General features: G+C 69.6%; 15 protein-coding genes and 3 pseudogenes. 10 read left to right on the top strand and 8 right to left on the bottom strand.

The features are described from left to right. Nucleotides 1-75: 75 nt before the first annotated feature. From ACFYY7_RS11220 to ACFYY7_RS11235, 4 genes are all read left to right on the top strand, one after another. On the top strand, nucleotides 76-1,059 hold the full coding sequence (locus tag ACFYY7_RS11220; protein ID WP_388659887.1) for a carbohydrate kinase family protein: 984 nt from the start codon (nucleotides 76-78) through the stop codon (nucleotides 1,057-1,059). Continuing rightward, a complete protein-coding gene (gene metH, locus ACFYY7_RS11225; RefSeq protein ID WP_388659890.1) occupies nucleotides 1,056-4,547 on the top strand; it encodes a methionine synthase in 3,492 nt (1,163 codons plus the stop codon). The genes ACFYY7_RS11220 and metH overlap by 4 nt, the downstream gene beginning before the upstream one ends. Continuing rightward, complete coding sequence (metF, locus tag ACFYY7_RS11230; RefSeq protein ID WP_388659893.1) at nucleotides 4,544-5,464, top strand: methylenetetrahydrofolate reductase [NAD(P)H]; 921 nt, start codon at nucleotides 4,544-4,546, stop codon at nucleotides 5,462-5,464. Before metH ends, metF begins: the two co-directional genes overlap by 4 nt. Nucleotides 5,465-5,564: 100 nt before the next feature. Next, nucleotides 5,565-6,077, top strand: coding sequence for a methylated-DNA--[protein]-cysteine S-methyltransferase (locus ACFYY7_RS11235; RefSeq protein ID WP_388659896.1), 513 nt, complete (start codon nucleotides 5,565-5,567; stop codon nucleotides 6,075-6,077). Between the two features lie 195 nt (nucleotides 6,078-6,272). Here ACFYY7_RS11235 and ACFYY7_RS11240 read toward each other — a convergent pair. Further along, nucleotides 6,273-6,410: pseudogene (locus tag ACFYY7_RS11240) on the bottom strand (NAD-dependent epimerase); the annotation flags it as partial. Between the two features lie 198 nt (nucleotides 6,411-6,608). On the opposite strand from ACFYY7_RS11240, the pseudogene ACFYY7_RS11245 reads away from it, so the two are divergent. Next, a pseudogene (locus tag ACFYY7_RS11245) lies at nucleotides 6,609-7,050 on the top strand (helix-turn-helix domain-containing protein); the annotation flags it as partial. Nucleotides 7,051-7,106: 56 nt separating this feature from the next. On the opposite strand, the gene gndA reads toward ACFYY7_RS11245, so the two are convergent. Both gndA and ACFYY7_RS11255 read right to left on the bottom strand, forming a co-directional pair. After that, nucleotides 7,107-8,546: an NADP-dependent phosphogluconate dehydrogenase gene (gene gndA / locus ACFYY7_RS11250; protein WP_388659899.1), complete on the bottom strand. Its 1,440-nt coding sequence runs from the start codon at nucleotides 8,544-8,546 to the stop codon at nucleotides 7,107-7,109. A gap of 438 nt (nucleotides 8,547-8,984) precedes the next feature. Further along, nucleotides 8,985-9,563: pseudogene (locus tag ACFYY7_RS11255) on the bottom strand (NAD(P)-binding domain-containing protein); the annotation flags it as partial. A 171-nt stretch (nucleotides 9,564-9,734) separates the two neighbouring features. On the opposite strand from ACFYY7_RS11255, the gene ACFYY7_RS11260 reads away from it, so the two are divergent. Together ACFYY7_RS11260 and ACFYY7_RS11265 are read left to right on the top strand one after the other, a co-directional pair. Continuing rightward, nucleotides 9,735-10,367, top strand: coding sequence for a TetR/AcrR family transcriptional regulator (locus ACFYY7_RS11260; RefSeq protein WP_388659902.1), 633 nt, complete (start codon nucleotides 9,735-9,737; stop codon nucleotides 10,365-10,367). Nucleotides 10,368-10,606: 239 nt separating this feature from the next. Then, complete coding sequence (locus tag ACFYY7_RS11265; RefSeq protein ID WP_388659905.1) at nucleotides 10,607-12,649, top strand: phosphocholine-specific phospholipase C; 2,043 nt, start codon at nucleotides 10,607-10,609, stop codon at nucleotides 12,647-12,649. Nucleotides 12,650-12,730: 81 nt separating this feature from the next. On the opposite strand, the gene ACFYY7_RS11270 is transcribed toward ACFYY7_RS11265, so the two are convergent. The 4 genes from ACFYY7_RS11270 to ACFYY7_RS11285 all read right to left on the bottom strand — a co-directional run bounded on the left by ACFYY7_RS11270 (nucleotide 12,731) and on the right by ACFYY7_RS11285 (nucleotide 17,785). Further along, on the bottom strand, nucleotides 12,731-14,056 hold the full coding sequence (locus tag ACFYY7_RS11270) for an HAD family hydrolase (RefSeq protein ID WP_388659907.1): 1,326 nt from the start codon (nucleotides 14,054-14,056) through the stop codon (nucleotides 12,731-12,733). An 81-nt stretch (nucleotides 14,057-14,137) separates the two neighbouring features. Further along, a complete protein-coding gene (locus ACFYY7_RS11275; protein ID WP_266727553.1) occupies nucleotides 14,138-14,923 on the bottom strand; it encodes a 3-oxoacyl-ACP reductase in 786 nt (261 codons plus the stop codon). Nucleotides 14,924-14,928: 5 nt separating this feature from the next. Further along, on the bottom strand, nucleotides 14,929-16,317 hold the full coding sequence (locus ACFYY7_RS11280; protein WP_388659910.1) for an aldehyde dehydrogenase family protein: 1,389 nt from the start codon (nucleotides 16,315-16,317) through the stop codon (nucleotides 14,929-14,931). Nucleotides 16,318-16,420: 103 nt separating this feature from the next. Then, on the bottom strand, nucleotides 16,421-17,785 hold the full coding sequence (locus ACFYY7_RS11285; RefSeq protein WP_388659913.1) for a glutamine synthetase family protein: 1,365 nt from the start codon (nucleotides 17,783-17,785) through the stop codon (nucleotides 16,421-16,423). Nucleotides 17,786-18,122: 337 nt separating this feature from the next. Between ACFYY7_RS11285 and eat the strand changes: the two genes are divergently transcribed. The 3 genes from eat to ACFYY7_RS11300 all read left to right on the top strand — a co-directional run bounded on the left by eat (nucleotide 18,123) and on the right by ACFYY7_RS11300 (nucleotide 21,950). Then, on the top strand, nucleotides 18,123-19,592 hold the full coding sequence (gene eat / locus ACFYY7_RS11290) for an ethanolamine permease (RefSeq protein ID WP_376319035.1): 1,470 nt from the start codon (nucleotides 18,123-18,125) through the stop codon (nucleotides 19,590-19,592). Nucleotides 19,593-19,704: 112 nt separating this feature from the next. Then, the gene (locus ACFYY7_RS11295; RefSeq protein ID WP_388659918.1) at nucleotides 19,705-20,415 is read left to right on the top strand and encodes a gamma-glutamyl-gamma-aminobutyrate hydrolase family protein; all 711 of its coding nucleotides are present in this window, start codon (nucleotides 19,705-19,707) and stop codon (nucleotides 20,413-20,415) included. 131 nt (nucleotides 20,416-20,546) lie between these two features. Further along, on the top strand, nucleotides 20,547-21,950 hold the full coding sequence (locus tag ACFYY7_RS11300) for a peptidoglycan DD-metalloendopeptidase family protein (RefSeq protein ID WP_388659921.1): 1,404 nt from the start codon (nucleotides 20,547-20,549) through the stop codon (nucleotides 21,948-21,950). Here ACFYY7_RS11300 and ACFYY7_RS11305 read toward each other — a convergent pair. Next, nucleotides 21,920-23,170, bottom strand: a complete 1,251-nt coding sequence (locus tag ACFYY7_RS11305; RefSeq protein WP_388659924.1) for a DMT family transporter — start codon at nucleotides 23,168-23,170, stop codon at nucleotides 21,920-21,922. The genes ACFYY7_RS11300 and ACFYY7_RS11305 overlap by 31 nt on opposite strands. Nucleotides 23,171-23,341: the final 171 nt, after the last annotated feature.

Consider the following 23,341-nt stretch of genomic DNA (forward strand, 5'->3'; position numbering starts at 1 on the left):
CCGGCCGTCCCGCCACGCGAGAGACAGGTTCCCCCGACACAGGACGCCCCCGACACAGGATGAGGAGATGACGTCGTGCGCATCGCCGTCACCGGATCGATCGCCACCGACCATCTGATGGTCTTCCCCGGACGTTTCGCCGACCAACTGATCCCCGAACACCTCGACCGGGTCTCGCTGTCGTTCCTCGCCGACACTCTGGAGGTACGGCGCGGGGGAGTCGCCGCCAACATCGCCGTCGGCCTGGCCCGGCTGGGCCTGCGGCCCGTGCTCGCCGGTGCGGCGGGCACGGACTTCACCGACTACGACGCATGGCTCCGGGAGACCGGAGTGGACACCGGATCCGTCCGCGTCAGCACGACCCTCCACACCGCACGGTTCGTGTGCACCACCGACGCCGACCAGAACCAGATCGCGACGTTCTACGCCGGCGCCATGTCCGAGGCGAAGCACATCGGCCTCGCCTCGATCGCCGAACACGGTGAATCCCCCGGGCTCGTCGTGATCGCGCCCAACGACATCGACGCCATGCTGCGCCACACCGACGAGTGCCGGCTCCTCGGCCTGCCGTTCTCCGCCGACCCCTCACAGCAGCTGGCCCGGCTCGACAGCGACCAGACCCGCCGTCTGGTGGAGGGCGCCACCTACCTGTTCACCAACGAGTACGAGGCGGCGCTGCTCCAGGAACGCACCGGCTGGACCACGGACGACATCCTGCACAGGTCCGGTACCTGGATCACGACCCAGGGCCCCGGCGGCGTGATCATCGCGCGCGAGGGCCAACCCCCGCTGAACGTCCCTGCGGTACTCACCCTGGCCCCGGTCGACCCCACCGGCGTGGGCGACGGCTTCCGGGCCGGCTTCCTGGCCGGCATCGACGCCGGACTTCCCCTCGAAGCAGCGGCCCGGCTCGGCTGCGCACTCGCCACAGTGGTACTCGAATCGGTCGGTCCCCAGGAGTACAAGCTCGTTCCCGCCGAACTCCTGCACCGGATCGAGCGCACCTACGGCCCGGCCGCCGCAACCGAGATCGAGCCGATCCTTGCGGGGCTGTCATGACCGCACGAGGGCAGAGCCTCCGGGCGGCGTTGGCCACGCGGGTGGTGGTGGGCGACGGTGCGATGGGCACGATGCTGCAGGCACAGGATCCGTCGTTGGACGACTTCGAGAACCTGGAGGGTTGCAACGAGGTTCTCAATGTCACCCGGCCGGACATTGTGCGGTCGGTGCACGAGGCGTATTTCGCGGCGGGTGTGGACTGCGTCGAGACGAACACCTTCGGTACGAATCTGGCGGCGCTGGGGGAGTACGGCATACCTGGGCGAATCCACGAACTGGCATTGTCCGGAGCTCGGTTGGCGCGGGAGGTGGCGGATGGTTTCGCCACGCCGGACCGGCCGCGCTGGGTCCTGGGCTCGGTCGGGCCCGGTACGAAGCTGCCGACGCTGGGTCACGCCCCTTACGCCGCACTGCGGGACGGCTACGAGGAGAACGTCGCCGGTCTCGTGGAGGGCGGTGTGGACGCGATCCTGGTGGAGACCAGTCAGGATCTCCTGCAGACCAAGGCCGCGGTTCTCGGCGCGCACCGTGCGCTGCGGAAGCTGGGGACCGCACTGCCGATCATCACGCATGTGACCGTCGAGACGACGGGCGCGATGCTGCTGGGTTCGGAGATCGGTGCGGCGCTGACGGCGCTGGAGCCGCTCGGTATCGACGTGATCGGTCTGAACTGCGCGACGGGGCCGGCCGAGATGGGTGAGCACCTGCGCTATCTGGCGCAGCACGCCCGGATCGCCGTGTCCTGCATGCCGAATGCCGGTCTGCCGGTGCTGGGCAAGGACGGGGCGCACTACCCGTTGTCGCCGGAGGAGCTGGCCGACGCGCACGAGACGTTCGTGCGGGAGTACGGGTTGGCGCTGGTGGGCGGCTGCTGCGGAACGACCCCCGAGCACCTGCGGCAGACCGTGGAGCGGGTGCGGGGCCTGGACCTGTCCCCGCGCAACCCGCGCCCGGAGCCGGGTGCGGCATCGCTCTACCAGACGGTGCCGTTCAAACAGGACGCGTCCTATCTGGCGATCGGTGAGCGCACGAACGCCAACGGGTCGAAGAAGTTCCGCGAAGCGATGCTCGAAGGGCGCTGGGACGACTGCGTGGAGATGGCCCGCGACCAGATCCGCGAGGGCGCGCACCTGCTCGACCTGTGTGTCGACTACGTGGGCCGCGACGGCGCTCTTGACATGAGTGAGATCGCGGGCCGTTTCGCGACGGCCTCCACCCTCCCGATCGTGCTGGACTCCACCGAAGTGCCCGTACTGCGGGCGGGATTGGAGAAGCTCGGCGGCCGTGCCGTCATCAACTCCGTGAACTACGAGGACGGCGACGGGCCTGAGTCACGTTTCGCACAGGTCACCGCACTGGCCTCGGAGCACGGTGCCGCACTGATCGCGCTGACGATCGACGAGCAGGGCCAGGCCCGCACTCCCGGGCACAAAGTCGCGATCGCGGAGCGGCTGATCGAGGACCTGACCGGCAACTGGGGCATCCAGGAGACCGACATCCTGGTGGACTGCCTGACCTTTACGATCGCGACCGGCCAGGAGGAGTCCCGCAAGGACGGCATCGCCACCATCGAGGCGATCCGTGAACTCAAGCGTCGCCACCCGCTGGTGCAGACGACTCTCGGTCTGTCGAACATCTCCTTCGGCCTCAACCCGGCCGCCCGCGTCGTGCTGAACTCGGTGTTCCTCAATGAGTGTGTGGGTGCGGGGTTGGATTCGGCGATCGTGCATGCCGCGAAGATCATCCCGGTGGCGCGGATCCCTGAGGCGCAGCGAGAGATCGCGTTGGATCTGATCTATGACCGGCGGCGGGAGGGTTACGACCCGTTGCAGGCGTTCTTGGAGGCGTTCGAGGGCGTCGACATGAAGTCGGTGAAGGCGGGGCGGGCGGAGGAGTTGGCGGCGCTGCCGCTGGATGAGCGGTTGCAGCGGCGGATCATCGATGGTGAGAAGAACGGTCTGGGGCGGGATCTCGACGAGGCGCTGACCGTTCAATCGGCGCTGCGGATCGTCAACGACACACTGCTGGAGGGCATGAAGGTTGTCGGTGAGCTGTTCGGTTCGGGGCAGATGCAGTTGCCGTTCGTGTTGCAGTCCGCGGAGGTCATGAAGGCCGCGGTGGCGTATCTGGAACCGCACATGGAGAAGTCCGATGCGGAGGGCAAGGGCACGATCGTGCTGGCCACCGTGCGTGGCGACGTCCATGACATCGGCAAGAACCTCGTCGACATCATCTTGTCCAACAATGGCTACAACGTCGTCAACCTCGGAATCAAGCAGCCCGTGGCGGCGATCCTGGACGCGGCGACCGAGCACAAGGCCGACGTGATCGGCATGTCGGGTCTCCTGGTGAAGTCCACGGTGATCATGAAGGAGAACCTTCAGGAGCTCAACCAGCGCAGAATGGCCGGAGATTATCCCGTGATCCTGGGTGGCGCCGCGCTGACCCGCGCCTATGTCGAGCAGGACCTGCACGAGATCTACGAGGGCGAGGTCCGCTACGCCCGCGATGCCTTCGAGGGTCTGCGGCTGATGGACACACTGATCGCCGTCAAGCGCGGCGTCCCCGGCGCCACCCTCCCCGAACTCAAGCAGCGCCGCGTCGCGGCGCGGCCGGTCATCGTCATCGAGGAGCCGGACGAGGAACGCGGCTCGGTCCGGTCGAACGTGGTCACGGACAACCCGGTGCCCACCCCGCCGTTCTGGGGAACGCGGATCATCAAGGGCACACCGCTCAAGGACTACGCGGCCTGGGTCGATGAGGCCGCGTTGTTCAAGGGGCAGTGGGGGTTGAAGTCGGCCCGTGGGAGCGGTCCTTCGTACGAAGAGCTGGTGGAGACCGAGGGCCGGCCGCGGTTGCGGATGTGGTTGGACCGGCTGCACACCGAGAACATGCTGGAAGCGGCGATCGTGTATGGGTACTTCCCGTGCGTGTCCAAGGGCGACGATCTGATCATCCTGGGTGAGGACGGTGGTGAGCGGACGCGCTTCACTTTCCCGCGTCAGCGCCGTGGGCGCCGGTTGTGCCTGGCGGACTTCTTCCGTCCGGAGGACTCCGGCGAGACCGATGTCATCGGGATGCAGGTCGTCACGGTCGGCAACCGGGTGTCGGTGGCGACGAACGAGATCTTCGCCGCGAACGCGTACCGCGACTACATGGAACTGCACGGTCTTTCGGTGCAGTTGACCGAGGCGCTGGCGGAGTACTGGCACGGGCGGGTCAGGACCGAGCTGGGGATAGCGGGCGCCGATCCGGACAACCTGGACGCGATGTTCCGCACCGAGTACCAGGGCTGCCGCTACTCACTGGGCTACCCCGCATGCCCGAACCTGGAGGACCGCGCCAAGATCATGAACCTACTCAAGCCGGAACGCATCGGAGTGAACCTCTCCGAGGAATTCCAGCTGCACCCCGAGCAGTCCACCGACGCAATCACCATCCACCACCCCGAAGCCAGCTACTTCAACGCTCATGGAGGCCCCTCATGAGCGCCCTGCGCGAGATCCTGGCAACTGGCACCCGCACTTTCTCCTTCGAGTTCTTCCCACCCAAGACCGACGCCGGAGAACGCACCCTCTGGCGGACGATCCGGCAGGTCGAATCGCTCTCGCCGACCTTCGTGTCCGTCACCTACGGTGCCGGAGGATCGTCCCGGGACCGCACTGTCGCAGTGACGGAACGGATCGCCTCCGAGACCACGCTGCGTCCGGTCGCCCACCTCACCGCGGTCGGCCATTCGACGACCGAACTGCGGCACATCGTGGGCCGCTACGCCGATGCCGGTATCCGTGACGTCCTTGTTCTGCGTGGTGACCCGCCGGGTGACCCCAGCGGCTCCTGGGCCACCCACCCCGGAGGGCTTGAGTACGCTCACGAGCTTGTCAGCCTCGTCACGGCCCTGGGCGACTTCAGCGTCGGGGTGGCGGCCTTCCCCGAGCGGCACCCGCGTTCGCCGAACTGGGACGACGACATCCGGCACTTCGTCGACAAGTGCCGGGCCGGCGCCGACTACGCCATCACTCAGATGTTCTTCGACGCGGACGACTATCTGCGGCTGCGCGACCGGGTGGCCGCCGCGGGATGCGACACCCCGATCATCCCGGAGATCATGCCCGCCACCGACGCCCGACAGATCCGGCGCTTCGTCGAACTCAGCAACGCGACGTTCCCCGCGCACCTGGCCCGCCGGCTCGAGGCGGCCCGTGACGATCCGGCCGAAGGGCACCGGATCGGGGTCGCCCATGCGACCGGCATGGCGGAGCGGCTGCTCGACGAAGGGGCACCGGGACTGCACTACATCACCCTCAACCACTCGACCGCCGTACTGGAGATCCACCGGAACGTCATCGGGTCCGCAGGCCCCCCGGCCGCTGCTCTCACCAGGGCCGTTGCCACCGTCGGATAGTGCCGGTGGATGCTGAACACCGTGTCCGATTCCCGCCAGTCCCGGCATTCCGGCCGGTGCATAGTGAGGAGGTGAGGACAGCTACGAAAGGACCGCGATCATGACGCTCCACAGCACGATCGGCAGCCCGCTCGGCGAGCTTCTGCTGGTGGGCGAGGAGTCCTCCACGGCCAGGGGCGGCGTCGCGCTGGCATCCGTGTCGATGCCGGGCCAGAAGGGCGCGGCGGTCGTCCAGGACGGCTGGCGGCGTGATGACGCGGCGTTCGCCGACGTGGCGCGCCAGCTCCGGGCCTACTTCGACGGTGCGGTGAAAACGTTCGACCTGGAGTTCCTGCCCACCGGATCGGCGTTCCAGCAACGCGTCTGGGACGCGCTGGACGAGATCCCTTACGGCACCACGACCACCTACGGGCACCTGGCGAAGCAGCTCGGTGTCGAGCGCGCGGAGATCCGCGCCGTGGGCGCGGCGATCGGGGCCAATCCGCTGCTGGTGGTGCGGCCGTGCCACCGGGTCGTCGGGGCCGACGGCTCGATGCGCGGCTACGCGGGCGGCGTCCCCCGCAAGCAGGACCTCCTGATCCACGAAGGGGCCCTGCAGCCCGTTCTCATCTGATGCCCACCCATTCCGGAGCACTGCATGCGTACCGTTTTCACCGCCACCGAGGCCCGCCGCAGGTTGGCAGCCGCCGACTGGGACGGCCGTGGCCGCCGAGCTCGACGCTCAGGACTGTGCCCTGACCCCGCCGCTGCTCACCCCTGACGAGTGCCGTGCCGTGACCGGGCTGTACGACGACGCCGACCGAGAGATCGACAGCTTCGGCAGCCGGCGGGCGAGGCCCAGAACGGAGGCCATGTCCGGGTCCTCCGACAGGGCCTTGACCACACTGGTCCCCGCATTGCCTGTGGCCCCTGTCACCGCAATCCGCAAGCTCTCATGTGTGCTCATCGTCATTCCTTTCCCTTCTCGAAGGGGCCCAGAGTGCTCAGCGACACCGCGGGCGCTGAGCGCTATGAGGCGTTGTGCACAGTGAGCGCCGCGGCGGCCGCAACAGCCGACAGCATTTCTTGATCATTCCGCCCTCCTTGCCCAGGAACAGGGCGGATTCAATCGATCGTCGCAGCACCTTGATCGAGGGGTGAAGCGATGGGTGTCTTGGAGCACCAGAAGCGGGTGCGTGCGTATCGCGGGCAGATTCCGTCGCCGGGTAGGCCGACGGTGGCCTGGCGTGAGGACAGGGTCAAGTTCTGGGCGGCGATTGCCCGTGGTGTCAAGACGGAGGACGCGTGTGTGGAGGCCCGTGTGTCCGCGCCGGTGGGGTTCCGCTGGTTCCGGCACGCCGGCGGTGTGAATCCGCGTCTTCCAGCCGAAGTCTCTGGACGGTACCTGTCGTTCGCCGAACGGGAGGACATCGCGATCTGGCATGCCCAGGGTGTCAGCGGCCGAGAGATCGCCCGCAGACTGGGGCGGGATCCGTTCGATCTCGCGCGAGCTGCGCCGTAACGCGTCTACCCGCACCTACAAGTTGGACTACCGGGCTTCGACTGCGCAGTGGCACGCCGAACGCCGTGCCCGGCGGCCGAAGGCCGTCCGTGATCGCAAGCTGAGGCGAATTCGCCCCGTCATCAGCTTTGCGGGTGTTGGTCAGCTTTCGACTTCGGTTTTGTCGCCGCCCCAGAGGGTGTGGAAGGCGCCGTTGCGGTCGATGCGGTGGTAGGTATGTGCGCCGAAGTAGTCGCGCTGGCCTTGAGTGAGGGCGGCGGGGAGGCGCTCGGCGCGCAGGGAGTCGTAGTAGGCGAGGGTGGCGGCGAAGGCGGGGGTGGGGACGCCCTGGGTTGCGGCGGTGGCGATCACGGTGCGCCAGTCGTTCTGCGCGGCGGCGATTTCCTCGGCGAAGCTCTTGTCCGAGAGGAGGCTTGCCAGCTGAGGCTGGGTTTCGTAGGCGCTGGTGATCCTGTCGAGGAACGCGGCCCGGATGATGCATCCGCCGCGCCAGATCGCGGCGACCTTCCCGAGGTCGATGTCCCAATCGTATTGCTCGCTGCCGGCCGCGATCTCGTGGAAGCCCTGGGTGTAGGCGACGATCTTCGAGGCATACAGTGCCTGCTCGACCTGGTCGGCGAATGCCGCCGCCTTGTCCTCACCGAGCTTGCGGGCGGTCGGTCCTGCGAGGTGGCGTGAGGCATCACGCAGGGTGGCGTGGCCGGAGACGGAGCGGGCGAAGACGGCCTCGGCGATGCCGGAGACAGGAACACCCAGATCGAGGGCGACCTGCACGGTCCAACGGCCGGTGCCCTTCTGCTCCGCCTGGTCGAGCACAACATCCACGAAGGGCTTACCGGTCGCCGCATCGACATGTGAGAGCACTTCTGCGGTGATCTCGATGAGGTAGGAGTTCAGGCGCCCGGTGTTCCAGACGCGGAAGATGTCCGCGATCTGCGCGGGGGAGTATCCGGCCACGTCGCGAAGCAACTGGTAGGCCTCGCCGATGAGCTGCATGTCCGCGTACTCGATGCCGTTGTGCGTCATTTTTACAAAGTGTCCGGCGCCGTCAGGGCCGATATGCGTGACACACGGGGCGCCGTCCTTGGCCTTCGCGGAGATCTTTTCCAGCATCGGCCCGAGCGAGTCATAAGATTCTCTGCTGCCGCCCGGCATGATGCTCGGTCCGTTGAGTGCGCCTTCTTCGCCGCCGGAGACGCCGGTGCCGACGAAGTGGATGCCCTGCTCGCGCAAATCGCGCTCTCGGCGGCGCGTGTCTGCGAAGTGCGCGTTGCCTCCGTCGATGATGACATCGCCGGGCTCCAGGAGAGGCGTGAACTCCGCGATCACTGCGTCCGTGGCCTCTCCGGCCTTCACCATGACGACCAGACGTCGTGGCCTTTCCAGGGCTGCCACGAATTCCTCGGCACTCTCGGTCGCGATGAAATCGCCCTCACTGCCAAACTGTTCGACGAGTTCGTGGGTGCGAGTAACCGTGCGGTTGTGTACAGCAACGGTGTATCCGTTGCGTGCGAAATTCCGGGCCAGATTGCGCCCCATGACGGCAAGTCCCGTGACACCGATCTGCGCTGTGCTGCTCATTGCGGCTCTGCCTGCTTCCGGTTTCGTGGTCTTCGGCAGTTCGACCGACCACCAGGATGGAACGGGCTACTGAGCTTACGAGGTACAGACGATCGCGGACTGGGAGGCTGACATGGTGTCGCAAATGATCCCCGGATGGTCGTTCGCACTCTGTGGTACGACCGTTTGGTCCGTGCGGAGCGTGCCCCGGCGGTGTCACACTCGGGCCGGGTGCGGAGACGCACAGCCGGCGCGTGTTATAGCACCGCGTAGTGGTGATCTCTGAGGGCGAATCGCACGGCGGTGTCGCGCTCGCGGGCTGGCCGGCGCCCGCCTGGATCGTCCATCCCCTCGTAGTTCGCCGGCTGCGTTTACCTTCATGGTGAGGGCGGTTTGGCGCGGCCGAGGAGCGCGGATTTCCGCATGGCCCTGAACTGCGGCTTCGCCGAACTACGCGACGTTGTGGACCATTTTCACGAAGTGGCCGGCCCCGTCGGGACCGATGTGGGTGGTGCAGGGGGTGCCGTCCTTCGCCTTGGCGGCGATCCTCTCCAGCAGTGGCCCCAGCGACTCGTACGACTCGGCCGAACCGCCCGGCATGATGCTCGGCCCGTTCAGCGCGCCCTCCTCGCCGCCCGAGATGCCGACGCCGACGAAGTGGATCCCGCGCTCGCGCAGCTCCTTCTCCCGCCTGCGGATGTCCTCGAAGTGGGCGTTGCCGCCGTCGATGATGATGTCGCCCTCTTCGAGGAGCGGGGCGAATTCCTGGATCACGGCATCGGTGGGATCGCCCGCCTTCACCATGATGACGAGCCTGCGCGGGCGTTCCAGCGGCGCGACGAACTCCTGCGGGGTGTGCGCGGGAACGAAGGAGCCCTCGGCGCCGAACTCCTCGACCGGCGCGTCCGTCTTCGCGGTCGTCCGGTTGTGCACCGCGACCGTGAATCCCTTGCGGGTGAAGTTGCGGGCGAGGTTGCGGGCGAGGTTGCGGCCCACGACCGCGAGCGCTGTGGCGCCGATCTGTGCAGTGCCGCTCATCTGTGTGCTGAGCAATCCGTCTCGGGGATGCCGGGAGCTTCAGGGATGCCGGGATCTTCAGTATGGATACGGGGTGCGGGAACGAGCTGTCCGGCATCGTCCGGATGGCAGAACCTGTGTATATTAGGGAAATGCCTAGGCTGTCTAGGTTGATGGTGGCGGAGGTGGCGGATGGTTCGCGCGGGACTCACGACCGAACGAGTGGTGGAGGCGGCGGCCGATCTGGCCGACTCCATCGGCTTCGACAAGGTCACGATCTCCGCGCTGGCCCGCGGCTTCGGGGTCAAGGACGCCAGCCTGTATTCGCACGTCAGGAATCTGCACGATCTGCGCACCCGGGTCGCGCTGCTGGCCGCCGGGGAGTTCATCGACCGCATCTCCGCCGCCGTCGCGGGCCGGGCCGGGAAGGACGCCCTGGTCGGGTTCGCCGACGCCTACCGGGCCTTCGCGCTGGAGCGGCCCGGTAGGTACGAGGCCACGCAGATGCGGGTCGACCCCGAGATCGTCGCGCAGTCCGCCGCGTACCACCGCACCATCGAGACCACGGGCGCGATGCTGCGCGCATACGGCCTGGCCGAGCCCGATCTCACGGACGCGGTACGGCTGTTGCGCAGCACCTTCCACGGCTACTGCGCCCTGGAGGCGAGCGGGGGCTTCGGTGCGCCCCGCGACGTACAGGCGTCCTGGGAGCGGTCCGTCGAAGCCCTGCACTTCCTGCTGGAGCACTGGCCGTCCGCGACGGGCGGGAAGACGGACGGAAAGACGGACGGGAAGGCGGGCGAGGGGGAGGACGGACATGGCTGACCACATGGACGGCCGCGGCGGGGCGCTGGCCGCTCGGTCGACGGCCCTCGGGGTGTAGCCGTCGACTACGGCCCTGTCCGCAAACATCACCCCATGCACCTTTGAATTGACTTGTACTGCTGGTGAGTTGGCAATAATTCACGTAGTTCTCGTGCCAAAGGTCTGGTGCCGGACCATGCGGGGCGCCACTCTGTCCTCGGCGTCACAACGACGCATCCGAATCCGGCGGAGGCAGGCAGATGGCACCGATCACCCGAAGGGGTTTTGTGGCGCTCGGCGCGGGCGTGGCGGCAGGGGTCGCCATGCCCTCGGAGGCCGCGGGCGCCGCGGTCCGGACGGGCACGGCGAGCGGCACCGCGGCGAGCGGCACCATCAAGGACGTCCGCCATGTCGTGGTGCTGATGCAGGAGAACCGCAGTTTCGACCACTACTTCGGCAGACTCAAGGGCGTACGCGGCTTCTCCGACCGCTCCGGGATCACTCTCGGTGGCGGGCGCACCGTCTTCGACCAGCCCAACGGCGCGGGGCGGCAGCACCCTTGGAAGCTCAGCTCCACACCGGCCGCGGGCGGCGTCGATCCCGAGACGCTCGCCCAGTGCAACGGCGATCTGCCGCACAGCTGGACGTCGCAGCACTCGGCCTGGAACAAGGGCCGGATGGACAACTGGGTGGCGGGCGTGGGGAATGTGCGCACGCTCGGCTACCTCGACCGCTCGGACATCCCCTTCCACTACGCGCTCGCCGACAACTACACGGTCTGCGACGCGTACTTCAGCTCGGCGCTGAGCGCGACCGGTCCGAACCGCACCTTCCTGTGGAGCGGCAAGGTGGACGCGTCCAGCAAGGACGGCGGTGACGAGTCCGGGCTCACCTGGGAGACGTACGCCGAGGCGCTCCAGCGGGCCGGTGTGTCGTGGCGCGTCTATCAGAACGCCGACGACAACTACGGCGACAACGGCCTCGCCTACTTCCGGAAGTTCGAGAAAGCACCCGCGGGTGACCCGTTGCACGACCTCGGGATGGCGTCGGTGAAGAAGGTGACCGGCTCCACGCCCGACGACATCGCCGCCGCCATCAAGTCCGACGTGGTGGCCGGCACCCTGCCGCAGGTCTCCTGGGTCGTCGCCAACCAGGCCTTCTCCGAACACCCCTACGCCCCGCCCGGCGACGGAGCGCACTTCGTCGACCTCGTGTACCGGGCACTCGCCGCCGACCAGGACGTTTTCGACTCCACGGTGCTCTTCCTCAACTACGACGAGAACGACGGCTTCTTCGACCATGTGCCGCCGCCGTCGCCACCCGCCGGGACCGAGGGCGAATTCCTCGACGGGGTGCCCATCGGCCTCGGCTTCCGTGTCCCGATGATCGTCATGTCGCCCTGGACACGCGGTGGCTGGGTCTCCTCCGAAGTCTTCGACCACACCTCCGTACTGCGCTTCCTGGAGACCTGGACCACGGCCATCGGGAAGCCGGCGCCCTGTCCCAACATCAGCGCGTGGCGGCGCAAGGTCAGCGGCGACCTCACCGGCGTGTTCGACTTCGCCCATCCGGTCAACGGTGTGCCGTCCGGCCTGCCGGCCACCCCGGTGATCGGGCTGAGCACCTGCGGCCCCCTGCCCAACCCCGTACCGCAGGACAACGCGCTGCCCGCGCAGGAGCCCGGCACCCGGCCCGCCCGTACGCTGCCGTACCAGCCCGGCGGCGACCTGGACCGGCTGGAGTTCGGTGCCGCGGGAGCCATCAAGGCCTGGCTGACCATGACCAACCGGGGCGCACCCGCGACCCGCGCCGCACACTTCTCGGTGCACCCCAACGCCTACCGCTCGACGGTGCCGTGGCAGTACACCGTGGACGCGGGCGGCACCGCCACGGACTTCTTCAGCATCGGTACGGGCAATGGCGACGGCAAGTACGACCTCACCATGACCGGACCCAACAGATTCCTGCGCCGGTTCACCGGCGACGCCACCACCGCGGGCAAGTCCTGTGAGGTGGCGGCCCGTTACGAGAACGCGCCGGACACCGGCAAGCCCGCCCTGTGGTTCACCTTCAGCAACACCTCGGCGAGTGCAGTCACGTTCACCGTGACGTCCGGGCAGTACCGCGGCGACGGCCCCTGGACCTACACCGTCCCGGCCGGCGGCAGCAAGGAGGACTACTTCAACGCGGTGGCGCTGGCCGAGGGCTGGTACGACTTCACGGTCAGGATCGGCGGCGACGCCTCCTGGTCGCGGCGGTACACCGGACACATCGAGACCGGCGCGGCGAGCGTCAGCGGCTGAGACTGAAGGCGCGAATGCCGGGGCGGCCGGATCAGGCCACCCCGGCATTCGGTGTATCGGGTGTGCCGTGTGCGCCGGGCGTCAGCCCGCGAAGACGGTGTCGTACTGATCGGGAATCACACTGCCGTCACCACGGAGCACGGGCCGGGAAGTCCCGTCCGACGCGGTGTAGCCGGTGGTGGCACACGGATAGACGCCGTTCATCCGGCCCTTCGGCCCGATGAACATGGGGTTGACCAGCCATTTGCCGTCAGCGTCGTCGTAGGAACGGCACATCAGCTCGGCCTTGTTGCGGTTGAGGGCCAGACGCAGACCGGTCGCGTCACGGAGCATCGACACATCCGTGTCGGAGTCCCCGGCGGCGAACACCGGCCGCATCGAGGGGTCCTGGACCCGGGAGGCGGCCGCACCGCGCACGCCGAAGATCTCCTTGTTGATCCAGCAGCGCTTGCCGTCGATGTAGGTGATCTGCGAGTCGTCGCCGGGGCGCGCGGTGCCGCAGGCACTCAGATGCGAGGTGTAGCGACCCCGCTCGGTGGTGGAACGGATCCCGATCACGTTCCCGGGCGCGACATCGACACCCCGGGCCCAGACGTCGACCACGGGCTGCGGCGAAGCGGAGACGATCCAGACGTCGAATCCGGCCCGGCGCAGTGTGCGGATCAGGTCGCGCTGCTGCTCGTAGTAGCGGACGTAACCGGTGGCGTCGGTGGTACCCCCGACCTGCTGGGTGGCGCCCACGGGGGCGGCCAGGTTCTCGGCGCGCGCCGCGGCGGCGAAGGAACGCACCTGTGCGGCCGTCCAGCCGTGGGTGAGCTGTGCCAGCCAGGCGTACGAGGGTTCCATCGTGCGCCGGTCGTACCCGGCGAAGGCGTCCTGCCCCGAGGTGGTGGTGGCCTCGCTGTAGACCGAGAGGATCTCGTCGGCGCAAGCCGTGTCGGTCGCGGTCGGCAGGGTGCGGTCGCGGCCGGTGCCGTCCGGGCAGGCGGCGCGCAGCGAATCGGCCGCCGAGTCAGTGAGGTAGCGGCTGGTGGTGCGCCAGTCGCCGTGCTCGGGCTGCCGGATCCGGGAGTTGCGCAGCAGCCAGAACATGGTGGCGTCGCCGACATCGTTCTTGATGACGGTGTTGTCCCAGTCGAAGACCGCCACCGGAGCGGCACGGCCGTCGCGGTGGAGCGGTGAGCAGCTCCCGTAGCGGTCGATGAGCCGCTGGATACGGGCCTGGTTGGCCCCGTACCAGCCGGTCGACACGGTCAGCTGCGGGCAGGGACGGCCGGATCCCGGGCGGTCGTGGGCTCCGGCGGGTGCGGTGACGGTGGTGAGGGTCGCCGTCAGCGCGAGCGCGGCGACGGCGAGCCGCGCGGCGGAGCGCCGGGCGGACCGGAGTGCGGGACGGAGTACGGGCACGCTGGGGACACTCCTGTGGTGTGAGCGGTCGCCGCGGACGGGGGACGGGACGGGGGTGCCCCGTCCCGCGTCCGCACCGGCCTAGAGCGGTGTGACGTAGGCGCCGGTGAGCCCGCCGTCGACCAGGAAGTCGGTGGCGTTGACGAAGGAGGAGTCGTCGCTGGCCAGGAAGGCCACGGCGGCCGCCATCTCGGTGGGTTCGGCGAACCGGCCGACCGGGATGTGCACCAGCCTGCGGGCGGCCCGCTCCGGGTCCTTGGCGAACAGCTCCTGGAGGAGCGGGGTGTTGACCGGGCCGGGGCACAGCGCGTTGACCCGGATGCCCTCCCGCGCGAACTGCACACCGAGTTCACGCGACATGGCCAGCACGCCGCCCTTGGAGGCGGTGTACGAGATCTGCGAGGTGGCGGCGCCCATCCGGGCCACGAAGGAGGCCGTGTTGATGATGGAGCCCTTGCCCTGGCGCCGCATGTACGGGATGGCGGCCTTGCAGCACAGGTACACGGAGGTGAGGTTGACCTCCTGCACCCGCCGCCAGGCTTCGAGTCCGGTCTCCAGGATCGAGTCGTCCTCGGGCGGCGAGATCCCCGCGTTGTTGAACGCGATGTCGACCGAGCCGTAGGTGTCGAAGGCGGCCTTGAACAGGGCCTCGACCTGCTCGGCGTCCGTGACGTCGGTACGTACGAAGAGGCCGTCGACCTCCTCGGCGGCGGCCTTGCCGCTCGCCTCGTCCACATCGGCGCAGACCACGTGCGCGCCCTCGGCGGCCAGGCGCCGGACGGTGGCCAGTCCGATGCCGCTCCCGGCTCCGGTGACAACGGCGGTGCGGCCGACCAGGCGGCGGCAGACAGCGGTGGTGTCGGTCATGGTGCTCAGGCCTCCGTGCTGATGAAGATGTTCTTGGTTTCGGTGAAGGCGGCGAGTGCGTCGGGGCCGAGCTCGCGGCCCAGTCCGGACTGTTTGTAACCGCCGAAGGGGGTGGCGTAGCGGACGCTGGAGTGCGAGTTGACCGAGAGGTTCCCGGCCCGCAGCCCTTGGCCGACCCGCAGGGCACGGGCCACGTCACGTGTCCAGACCGACCCGGCCAGACCGTACTCCGTGGCGTTCGCCAGCCGTACGGCGTCCGCCTCGTCGTCGAACGGCAGCACCACGGCGACCGGCCCGAAGACCTCGTCGACGGCGACCGGGGCATCCGGGGACACCCCGGCGATGACGGTCGGCGGGTACCAGAACCCGGGTCCGTCGGGTGCCGAGCCCAGGATCGTCCGTACGCCGTCGGGCAGGACGTCCATGAACCCGCTCACGCGATCCCGCTGGACGGCCGAGATCAGCGGACCCATCTGGGTCTTCTCGTCCGAGGGGTCGCCGACCACCACGGCGGCGACGGCCGGTGCCAGCAGGTCGAGGAAGCGGTCGTGGGCCGAGCGCTCGACCAGGATGCGGGTCCGGGCGCAGCAGTCCTGGCCGGCGTTGTCCAGGAAGGACATCGGGGCGGCGGCCGCCGCGGCCTCCAGGTCGGCGTCGGCGAAGACGACGTTGGGGCTCTTGCCGCCGAGCTCCAGGGTGAGGCGCTTCACGCGTTCGGCGCAGCGGGTCATGATGTGCTTGCCGGTCCGCGTGGAGCCGGTGAAGACGATCTTGGCCACGCCGGGGTGGTCCACCAGGGCGCTGCCGGCCACCGGCCCCTCGCCCGGCAGCACCTGGAACAGTCCGCCGGGCAGCCCGGCCTCCAGGGCCAGTTCGGCCAGGCGCAGCGCGGTCAGCGGGGTGGTCTCGGCGGGCTTGAGCAGGACGGCGTTGCCGGCGGCGAGCGCCGGGGCCGCGCCCCAGGCGGCGATCGGCATCGGGAAGTTCCAGGGGGCGATGACCCCGATGACGCCGAGCGGTTCCAGGAGGGTGAAGTCGATGCCGCCGGCGACCGGGATCTGCCGGCCGAGCAGGCGTTCGACGCCGCCCGCGCAATAGTCGAGGAGGTCGCGGACATTGCCCGCCTCCCAGCGGGCGTTGCCGATGGTGTGTCCGGCTTCCCGGACCTCCAGCAGGGCCAGTTCCTCGATGTGTTCGTCGACGGTGGCGGCGAACCGGCGCAGCAGCCGGGCGCGGTCGGCGGGGGCCGCCGCGGCCCAGACGCGCTGGGCGGTGGCGGCGCGGGCGACGGCCGCGTCGACATCGGCGGCGGTGGCGGCCGGGACGGTGGCGATGACCTCGGCGGTGGCCGGGTTCAGGACGTCCAGGCTGTGCGGTGCTGACTGGTGGGACACGTACGGGCCTCGATCGGGGGTGAGGGACGTGAAGGGCGGTGAGGGTGTGCGGGGCGTGCGGGGCGTGCGGGGTGCGAGGGGGGAGTGCGGGACGGGACGGAGGTCACAGGCGCTCGAAGGAGCGGCGCAGCTCCCAGTCGGTCACGGCGGCGTCGTAGGCGGCGAGTTCGACACGCGCCATGTTGAGGTAGTGCGCGACGACCTCCTCGCCGAACGCCTCCTTGGCGATGGGGCTGGCCTCCCACAGGTCGGCGGCCTCGCGCAGGGTGGTCGGCACCTGCTCGTACTCGGAGGTGTAGGCGTTGCCCGTGCAGACCTCCGGCAGCGCCAGCTCGTGCTCCACGCCGTACAGCCCGGCGGCGACCAGTCCGGCGGTGGCGAGGTACGGATTGACGTCCCCGCCGGGCAGCCGGTTCTCGAAGCGGCGGGAGCGGCCGTGGCCGACCACACGCAGGGAGCAGGTGCGGTTGTCGTGGCCCCAGGCGACGGCGGTCGGCGCGAAGGAGCCGGGCTGGAACCGCTTGTAGGAGTTGATGTTCGGTGCGTACAGCAGGGAGAAGTCACGCAGGGCGGCGAGCTGTCCGGCGAGGAAGTGCCGCATCAGATCGGACATGCCGTCCGGGCCGTCACCCGACATCGCGTTGTCACCGTTGTCGTCGGTGAGCGAGAGGTGGATGTGACAGGAGTTGCCTTCGCGCTCGTCGTACTTGGCCATGAAGGTGAGCGAGACGCCCTCCTGAGCGGCGATCTCCTTGGCGCCCGTCTTGTAGATCGCGTGCTGGTCGCAGGTGACCAGCGCCTCGTCGTAGCGGAAGGCGATCTCGTGCTGGCCGAGGTTGCACTCGCCCTTGGCCGACTCGACGGTCAGCCCGGCCGCCTGCATCTCGTTGCGGATGCGGCGCAGCAGGGGTTCGACGCGGCCGGTGCCGAGGATTGAGTAGTCGATGTTGTACTGATTGGCCGGGGTCAGCCCGCGGTAGCCGCGGTCCCAGGCCTGCTCGTAGGTGTCCTTGAAGACGATGAACTCCAGCTCCGTGCCCACCTGGGCGCGGTAGCCGAGGCCGGCCAGCCGGTCCAGCTGACGGCGCAGCACCTGGCGCGGGGCGGCGACGACCGGGCCGCCGTCGTTCCAGGCGAGGTCGGCGACGAGCATCGCGGTGCCCTCGTGCCAGGGCAGCAGGCGCAGCGTTTCGAGGTCCGGGACCATCGCGAAGTCGCCGTAGCCCCGCTCCCAGGAGGACATCGCGTAGCCGTCGACGGTGTTCATGTCGGTGTCGACGGCCAGCAGATAGTTGCAGCCCTCGGTACCGTGCTCCAGAACCTCGTCGAGGAAGAAACCGGCGGCGAACCGCTTGCCCTGGAGCCGGCCCTGCATATCGGGAAAGGCCAGGACGACGGTGTCGATGGCCCCGTTCGCGACGAGCGAGCGCAGCTCCTCGACGGCGAGCGGGGGTTTGCGGTCTGCCACGGGATTCCTCCTTGGGTGCACCGAGATCCATAAGGTATGACAGGGAACCATTGCTTGGGAAGAGGGTCCGGCCGGTGGCGGCGAATCCTCGCCGAGGAGGCGCCCGGCTCACTTGGCACGAGCAAGGCGCACACACGTAACCACTGTTTAACGCGCGCCCCTTGTGTTTCACCTGGCGTTCCATAAAGGTGTGCCGGTGAACCTTTGAACGCGAACCATTGCCTTCGAATCACTGCCTTCGAACCCTTGCCCGCGAACGTCTGCCCGTGAACTCCGACGCGCCCTTTCGCCTGCCACGCCTCGACGCAGCGCCGTCGACACACATCTGGAGCGCCCCATGGCCCAGGGAACCGACACACCCACCAGCCCACCCGGCGGCACAGCCGGCGTGGTGACCGGCGAGGACGAGTACCTGCACCGCCGTACGCTGCGCCGGGGCAGCGCGGGCTGGCTGCTGCTGACCGGACTCGGCGTCGCCTACGTGGTGTCCGGCGACTACTCCGGCTGGAACATCGGCCTGTCCAAGGGCGGATTCGGCGGGCTCGCCGCGGCCACCGTGCTGATGGGCCTGATGTACGCGTGCCTCGTCTTCGCGCTGGCCGAACTCTCCGCCATCCTGCCCACCGCGGGCGGCGGTTACGGCTTCGCGCGACGCGCCCTGGGCACCTGGGGCGGCTTCCTGACCGGTACGGCCATTCTCATCGAGTACATCCTCGCCCCCGCCGCCATCTCGCTGTTCATCGGTGACTACGTCGAATCCCTCGGCCTCTTCGGGCTCACCTCCGGCTGGCCCGTCTACCTCGCCTGCTTCGCGGTCTTCATCGGGATCCACCTCTGGGGTGTCGGCGAGGCGCTCCGGTTCAGCCTGATCGTGACCGCCGTCGCCGTGGCCGCCCTGCTGATCTTCGCCATCGGCGCGTTCACCGATTTCGACGCCGACCGCCTCAACGACATCCCGGTGGACACCGGCGCGCTCGGCTCCTCGTCCTGGCTGCCCTTCGGACTGCTCGGCATCTGGGCCGCATTCCCCTTCGGCATGTGGTTCTTCCTGGGCGTCGAGGGCGTGCCGCTCGCTGCCGAGGAGGCCAAGGACCCGGTCAGGTCGATGCCGAGGGCGCTGGCCATCTCGCTGACCGTGCTGGTGGGCCTCGCGGTGCTCACCTTCCTCTCCGCCACCGGCGCGCAGGGCGCCAAGGCCATTCAGGAGGCGGGCAACCCGCTCGTCGTCGCGCTGGAGGGCAAGGGCGGCCCCACCGGCCTGAGCCGCTTCGTCAACTACGCGGGCCTGGCGGGCCTGGTGGCCTCATTCTTCTCGCTGATCTTCGCCGGCTCCCGCCAGCTGTTCGCGCTCTCCCGGGCCGGCTACCTGCCGCGCTTCCTCTCGCTGACCAACCGCCGCAAGTCCCCCTACCTCGGCCTGCTGATCCCCGGCGCGATCGGCTTCACGCTGGCCGCCTGGATCGGCAACGGCGGCCGGATGCTGAACGTCGCCGTATTCGGCGCCACCATCAGCTACGCGCTGATGGCGCTCTCCCACATCGTGCTGCGCCGGCGCGAACCGCACCTCGAACGGCCCTACCGGACGCCCGGCGGCGCGTTCACCTCGTCCGTGGCCTTCGTGCTGGCATGCTCGGCCCTGGTGGCGACCTTCCTGGTGGACCGGGACGCCGCGTTCATCGCGCTCGGCGTGTACGTGGTGGCGCTGGCCTACTTCGCCTTCTACAGCCGTCACCGCCTCGTCGCGAGCGCCCCGGAGGAGGAGTTCGCCGCCCTGGCGGCGGCCGAGGCCGAACTGTCGCGGGACTGAACAGGTCCTCGGCACAAGGGCGTCGCGGACACGCCCGCACCGCCGCACCCGCACCCGTACGCGGCAGCGGCGGCACCACGACCGAACAGCGAACCAACCGGAGGAGGCGGCCATGACCCGGCCCGTCATCGGTATCAGCACCTATCAGGAACCGGCCCGGTGGGGTGTCTGGGACACGCAGGCGGTCCTGCTGCCCGCCGTCTACCCGCGCCTGGTGCGGGCGGCGGGCGGCCTGGCGGTGATGCTGCCGCCCGACGACACCGCCGAGGCGGCCCGGGAGGCCGTGGCGGCACTGGACGGTGTGGTGATCGCGGGCGGCGCCGATGTCGAACCGGACCGGTACGGCGAGTCGCCCGACCCGCGCACCGGTCCGCCGGCACGTGAACGCGACGCGTGGGAAATCGCGCTGATCGAGGCGGCGATCGACCGGAGCGTCCCGCTGCTCGGCATCTGCCGGGGCATGCAGCTGCTCAACGTCGCGCTCGGCGGCACCCTGCACCAGCACCTGGACGGGCACACCGGCGGTCCCGGCGTCTTCTGCGAACACCCCGTCACTCCCGTTGCCGGCACGGCGTACGCGGCGGCGGTCGCGGAACCGGACGTGGTGCCCGCCTACCACCACCAGGCCGTGGACCGCCTGGGAACCGGCCTCGTCGCGAGCGCCCACGCGCCCGACGGCACCGTCGAGGCCGTCGAACTCACCGGCCACGACAGTCTGGTGCTGGGGGTCCAGTGGCATCCCGAGATGGGCCACGACACCCGGATCATGGCCGCACTCGTGGACGCGGCCGCCCGGCGCCGCGCCACCACATTCGTACCCTGACAGCTCGTCGGGGGCGGGACCGCTGGGTCGGCGGTGACGGGTGAGTCCGGTCGCTCTCTTGTCACCGCCCTTTGCCTGCACATAAGTTGGGCGCTTGCGACGTGTCCTACTGTCAGTGGGGGAGCCAAGCCATGGCCGCGAACGGACGGCACCGCAGATATCAGCCCAGCCGGATCAACCGTGCCTCGCTCACGGTCACCGCGGGCGGTGCGGGCCTCGCTCTCCCGCTCATCGCGGCAGCCTCGGCGGGCGCCGCGTCGACGGACGTGTGGGAGAAGGTCGCCGCCTGCGAGTCGACCGGCGACTGGCACATCAACAGCGGCAACGGCTACTTCGGCGGACTGCAGTTCACCCGGTCCACCTGGGCGGCGTACGGAGGTACGGTCTACGCCCCGCGCGCCGATCTGGCCACCCGGGACGAGCAGATCTCCATCGCCGAGAAGGTGCTCGACGCGCAGGGACCCGGCGCGTGGCCGGGCTGCTCGACGAAGGCCGGGCTGACCAGCGGCGGGGACACCCCCGACATCAACCCGCAGTCGCAGCGCACCAGTCATGTCAAGGCTCCGGACCGGACCGCCCCGGGCACGACCGTCTCCGGCAAGTCCACGGCGAAGCGGACCTCCGCCCCCGCCACGCCGACCACCGTGCCCGGCAAGCGCGAGTCGTACACCGTGGCACGCGGCGACTCGCTCTCCGCGATCGCGGCGGCCGAGCGCGTCCGGGGCGGCTGGCAGCACCTCTACGCGCAGAACCGCGAGGTCGTGGGGGACGACCCCGACCTCATCCTGCCCGGGCAGCGCCTGAGCCTGGACACGGCCCGGCCGCCGAGGACGGGCCCAGCCGGGCCGGCGCAGCCGAAGGCCGAGCCGAAGCCCCGGAAGTCCACCGCACCGCAGCGGTCGGCAGCCCCGGAGCGCCCGAAGGCGAAGGCCCAGGACCGGGCCGCCGAACCGAAACAGCAAGCGGCCGCCTCCCGGCACCAGACGGCGAAGCCCCGCCCGACCACCGCAACACCCAAGCCCCGCCCGACCACCGCAACACCCAAGCCACACCACAGCACCGCGAAGCCGCAACCGAAGCCGAAGCCGAAGAAGACCGAGAGCCACCGGCCGAAGCCGCGCGCGGAGCATCACGCCGGTCTCGTCGCCCCCGTCGCGGCCGGCATCGGCACCCCGTACCACCAGTCCGGATCCTGGGCCAGTGGCTACCACACCGGGGTCGACTTCCCCGTCCCGACCGGTACGTCGATCAGGGCGGTGGCCTCCGGCACGGTCGTCTCGGCGGGCTGGGGCGGGGCGTACGGCTACCAGGTCGTCATCCGGCACAGCGACGGCAAGTACAGCCAGTACGCGCACCTGTCCGCGCTGCACGTGCGCGAGGGCCGCCACGTCTCGGCGGGCCAGCGGATCGCGCGCTCGGGCTCCACCGGGAACGTCACGGGCCCGCACCTGCACTTCGAGATCCGCACCGGCCCCGGCTACGGATCGGACATCGACCCGCTGGCCTACCTCAGGGCGGGCGGCGTCAGGGTCTGAACGGCCCCCAGGGATTCGGCCCCGTCACCGGGTTCGGCAGGGCCCGCAGACGAGCGGCTCTGCTCCTCGGGGCCGGGGTCCGGCGACAAGCCGAACGTCACCCCGCCCAGGCACTCCAGCGGCATCAGCACCGGCAGCGGACGCGGTGCGGAGAACGTGCCCCGGACCCCCTCGGCGGTCCCGGCGGGCGTCGAAGGGCCGGCTGAAGCGGCAGGCTCTGCCGGTACGGGCCCGGAGAGCACCGCGGTCCCCGGTGCGAGGGCCGGGCGGACCGGTTCCGCCGCGGGTACCGCCGCCCCCGAGCCACCGGCTCCCGCTCCCGCTTCCGCACTCGCCACGTCCGCAGTGTCCGGGAGCGCACCGTCCGCCGTCTGCGCGACCTGGTGCTCCGTGCCCAGCCGCTCCGTCGTGAGCAGGATCAGGCCGCCCGCCGCGACCACCGCACAGGCCAGCGCGAGCATGGTTCCGGTCGTGCCGTACCGGAACTGCTCGCCGAACATCGTGATGCCCACGACCGCCGCTATCACCGGGTTCACCACGGTCACCGTCGCCAGCGGTGCGGTCAGTCCGGCACCCCGGTACGCGGCCTGGGAGAGCAGCAGCCCGGTGGCCGCGAAACCGGCGATCGCCAGCAGCGCCGGCAGCCCTTCCGTCACCGCGCCGGACGTCCACCCCACCGCCACCGTCTTCACGAAGACCGAGGCGATCCCGAACGCGATGCCCGCCGCCCCGGCCAGGATCACGCTCCGTACCACCGGCCGGTGCACGCCCGTGGAGACCAGGGCGAGCAGCGCGACCGCGCCGAGCGTGACACCGGCGACGATCAGCTGATCCCGGCCGTTCAGGGCGTGCGACCCGGCGTTCCCCGTGAGCGCGAGCAGGCCCGCCAGACCGACGGTCGCCATGATCGCGCCCCGCCACGCGGTGGCTCCCGCCCGGCGGCGTACGAAGAGCGCCGCCATCGGCAGGGCGAAGACGATGGTCAGCGCACCGAGCGGCTGGACGAGACTGAGCGGACCGTAGGCCAGCGCCACGACATGGAGCACCGCGCCCCCGCCGTTCAGCGCCACGGCGGCCCACCAGACGCGGTTGCGAAGCGGCGCCAGCGAGTGGTCGTCGCCGGTCGCCACGCGCTCCTGGACGATCGCCCCGGCCGCGTAGGCGACCGCGGAGACCAGTGACAGCAGCACAGACAGCGCAAGGGAACTCATGTACACCACGATGTCCCTTCGACGCGGCTGCGTCGTCGTCCTTGAGACGGCGATTCGGCGTACTGCCTCAGTAGTACGGCCGTGGTCCCAGTGTCCTCCTCCGGAGGGTAGTTCTCCCTCGGAGGGCTTAGAGTCCTCACCCCGCAGGGTTACGGCGAACGCCGGGAGGGAGCAGGTGCG

Source organism: Streptomyces sp. NPDC001933 (assembly GCF_042890955.1).
In the GTDB taxonomy this organism is placed as follows: domain Bacteria; phylum Actinomycetota; class Actinomycetes; order Streptomycetales; family Streptomycetaceae; genus Streptomyces.

What these genes read in the sequence shown, in the direction of transcription:
- metH (WP_388659890.1), top strand. Translation starts at nt 1,056, where the DNA reads ATGACCGCACGAGGGCAGAGCCTCCGGGCGGCGTTGGCCACGCGGGTG.
- metF (WP_388659893.1), top strand. Translation starts at nt 4,544, where the DNA reads ATGAGCGCCCTGCGCGAGATCCTGGCAACTGGCACCCGCACTTTCTCC.
- ACFYY7_RS11235 (WP_388659896.1), top strand. Translation starts at nt 5,565, where the DNA reads ATGACGCTCCACAGCACGATCGGCAGCCCGCTCGGCGAGCTTCTGCTG.
- gndA (WP_388659899.1), bottom strand. Translation starts at nt 8,546, where the DNA reads ATGAGCAGCACAGCGCAGATCGGTGTCACGGGACTTGCCGTCATGGGG.
- ACFYY7_RS11260 (WP_388659902.1), top strand. Translation starts at nt 9,735, where the DNA reads ATGGTTCGCGCGGGACTCACGACCGAACGAGTGGTGGAGGCGGCGGCC.
- ACFYY7_RS11265 (WP_388659905.1), top strand. Translation starts at nt 10,607, where the DNA reads ATGGCACCGATCACCCGAAGGGGTTTTGTGGCGCTCGGCGCGGGCGTG.
- ACFYY7_RS11275 (WP_266727553.1), bottom strand. Translation starts at nt 14,923, where the DNA reads ATGACCGACACCACCGCTGTCTGCCGCCGCCTGGTCGGCCGCACCGCC.
- eat (WP_376319035.1), top strand. Translation starts at nt 18,123, where the DNA reads ATGGCCCAGGGAACCGACACACCCACCAGCCCACCCGGCGGCACAGCC.
- ACFYY7_RS11295 (WP_388659918.1), top strand. Translation starts at nt 19,705, where the DNA reads ATGACCCGGCCCGTCATCGGTATCAGCACCTATCAGGAACCGGCCCGG.
- ACFYY7_RS11300 (WP_388659921.1), top strand. Translation starts at nt 20,547, where the DNA reads ATGGCCGCGAACGGACGGCACCGCAGATATCAGCCCAGCCGGATCAAC.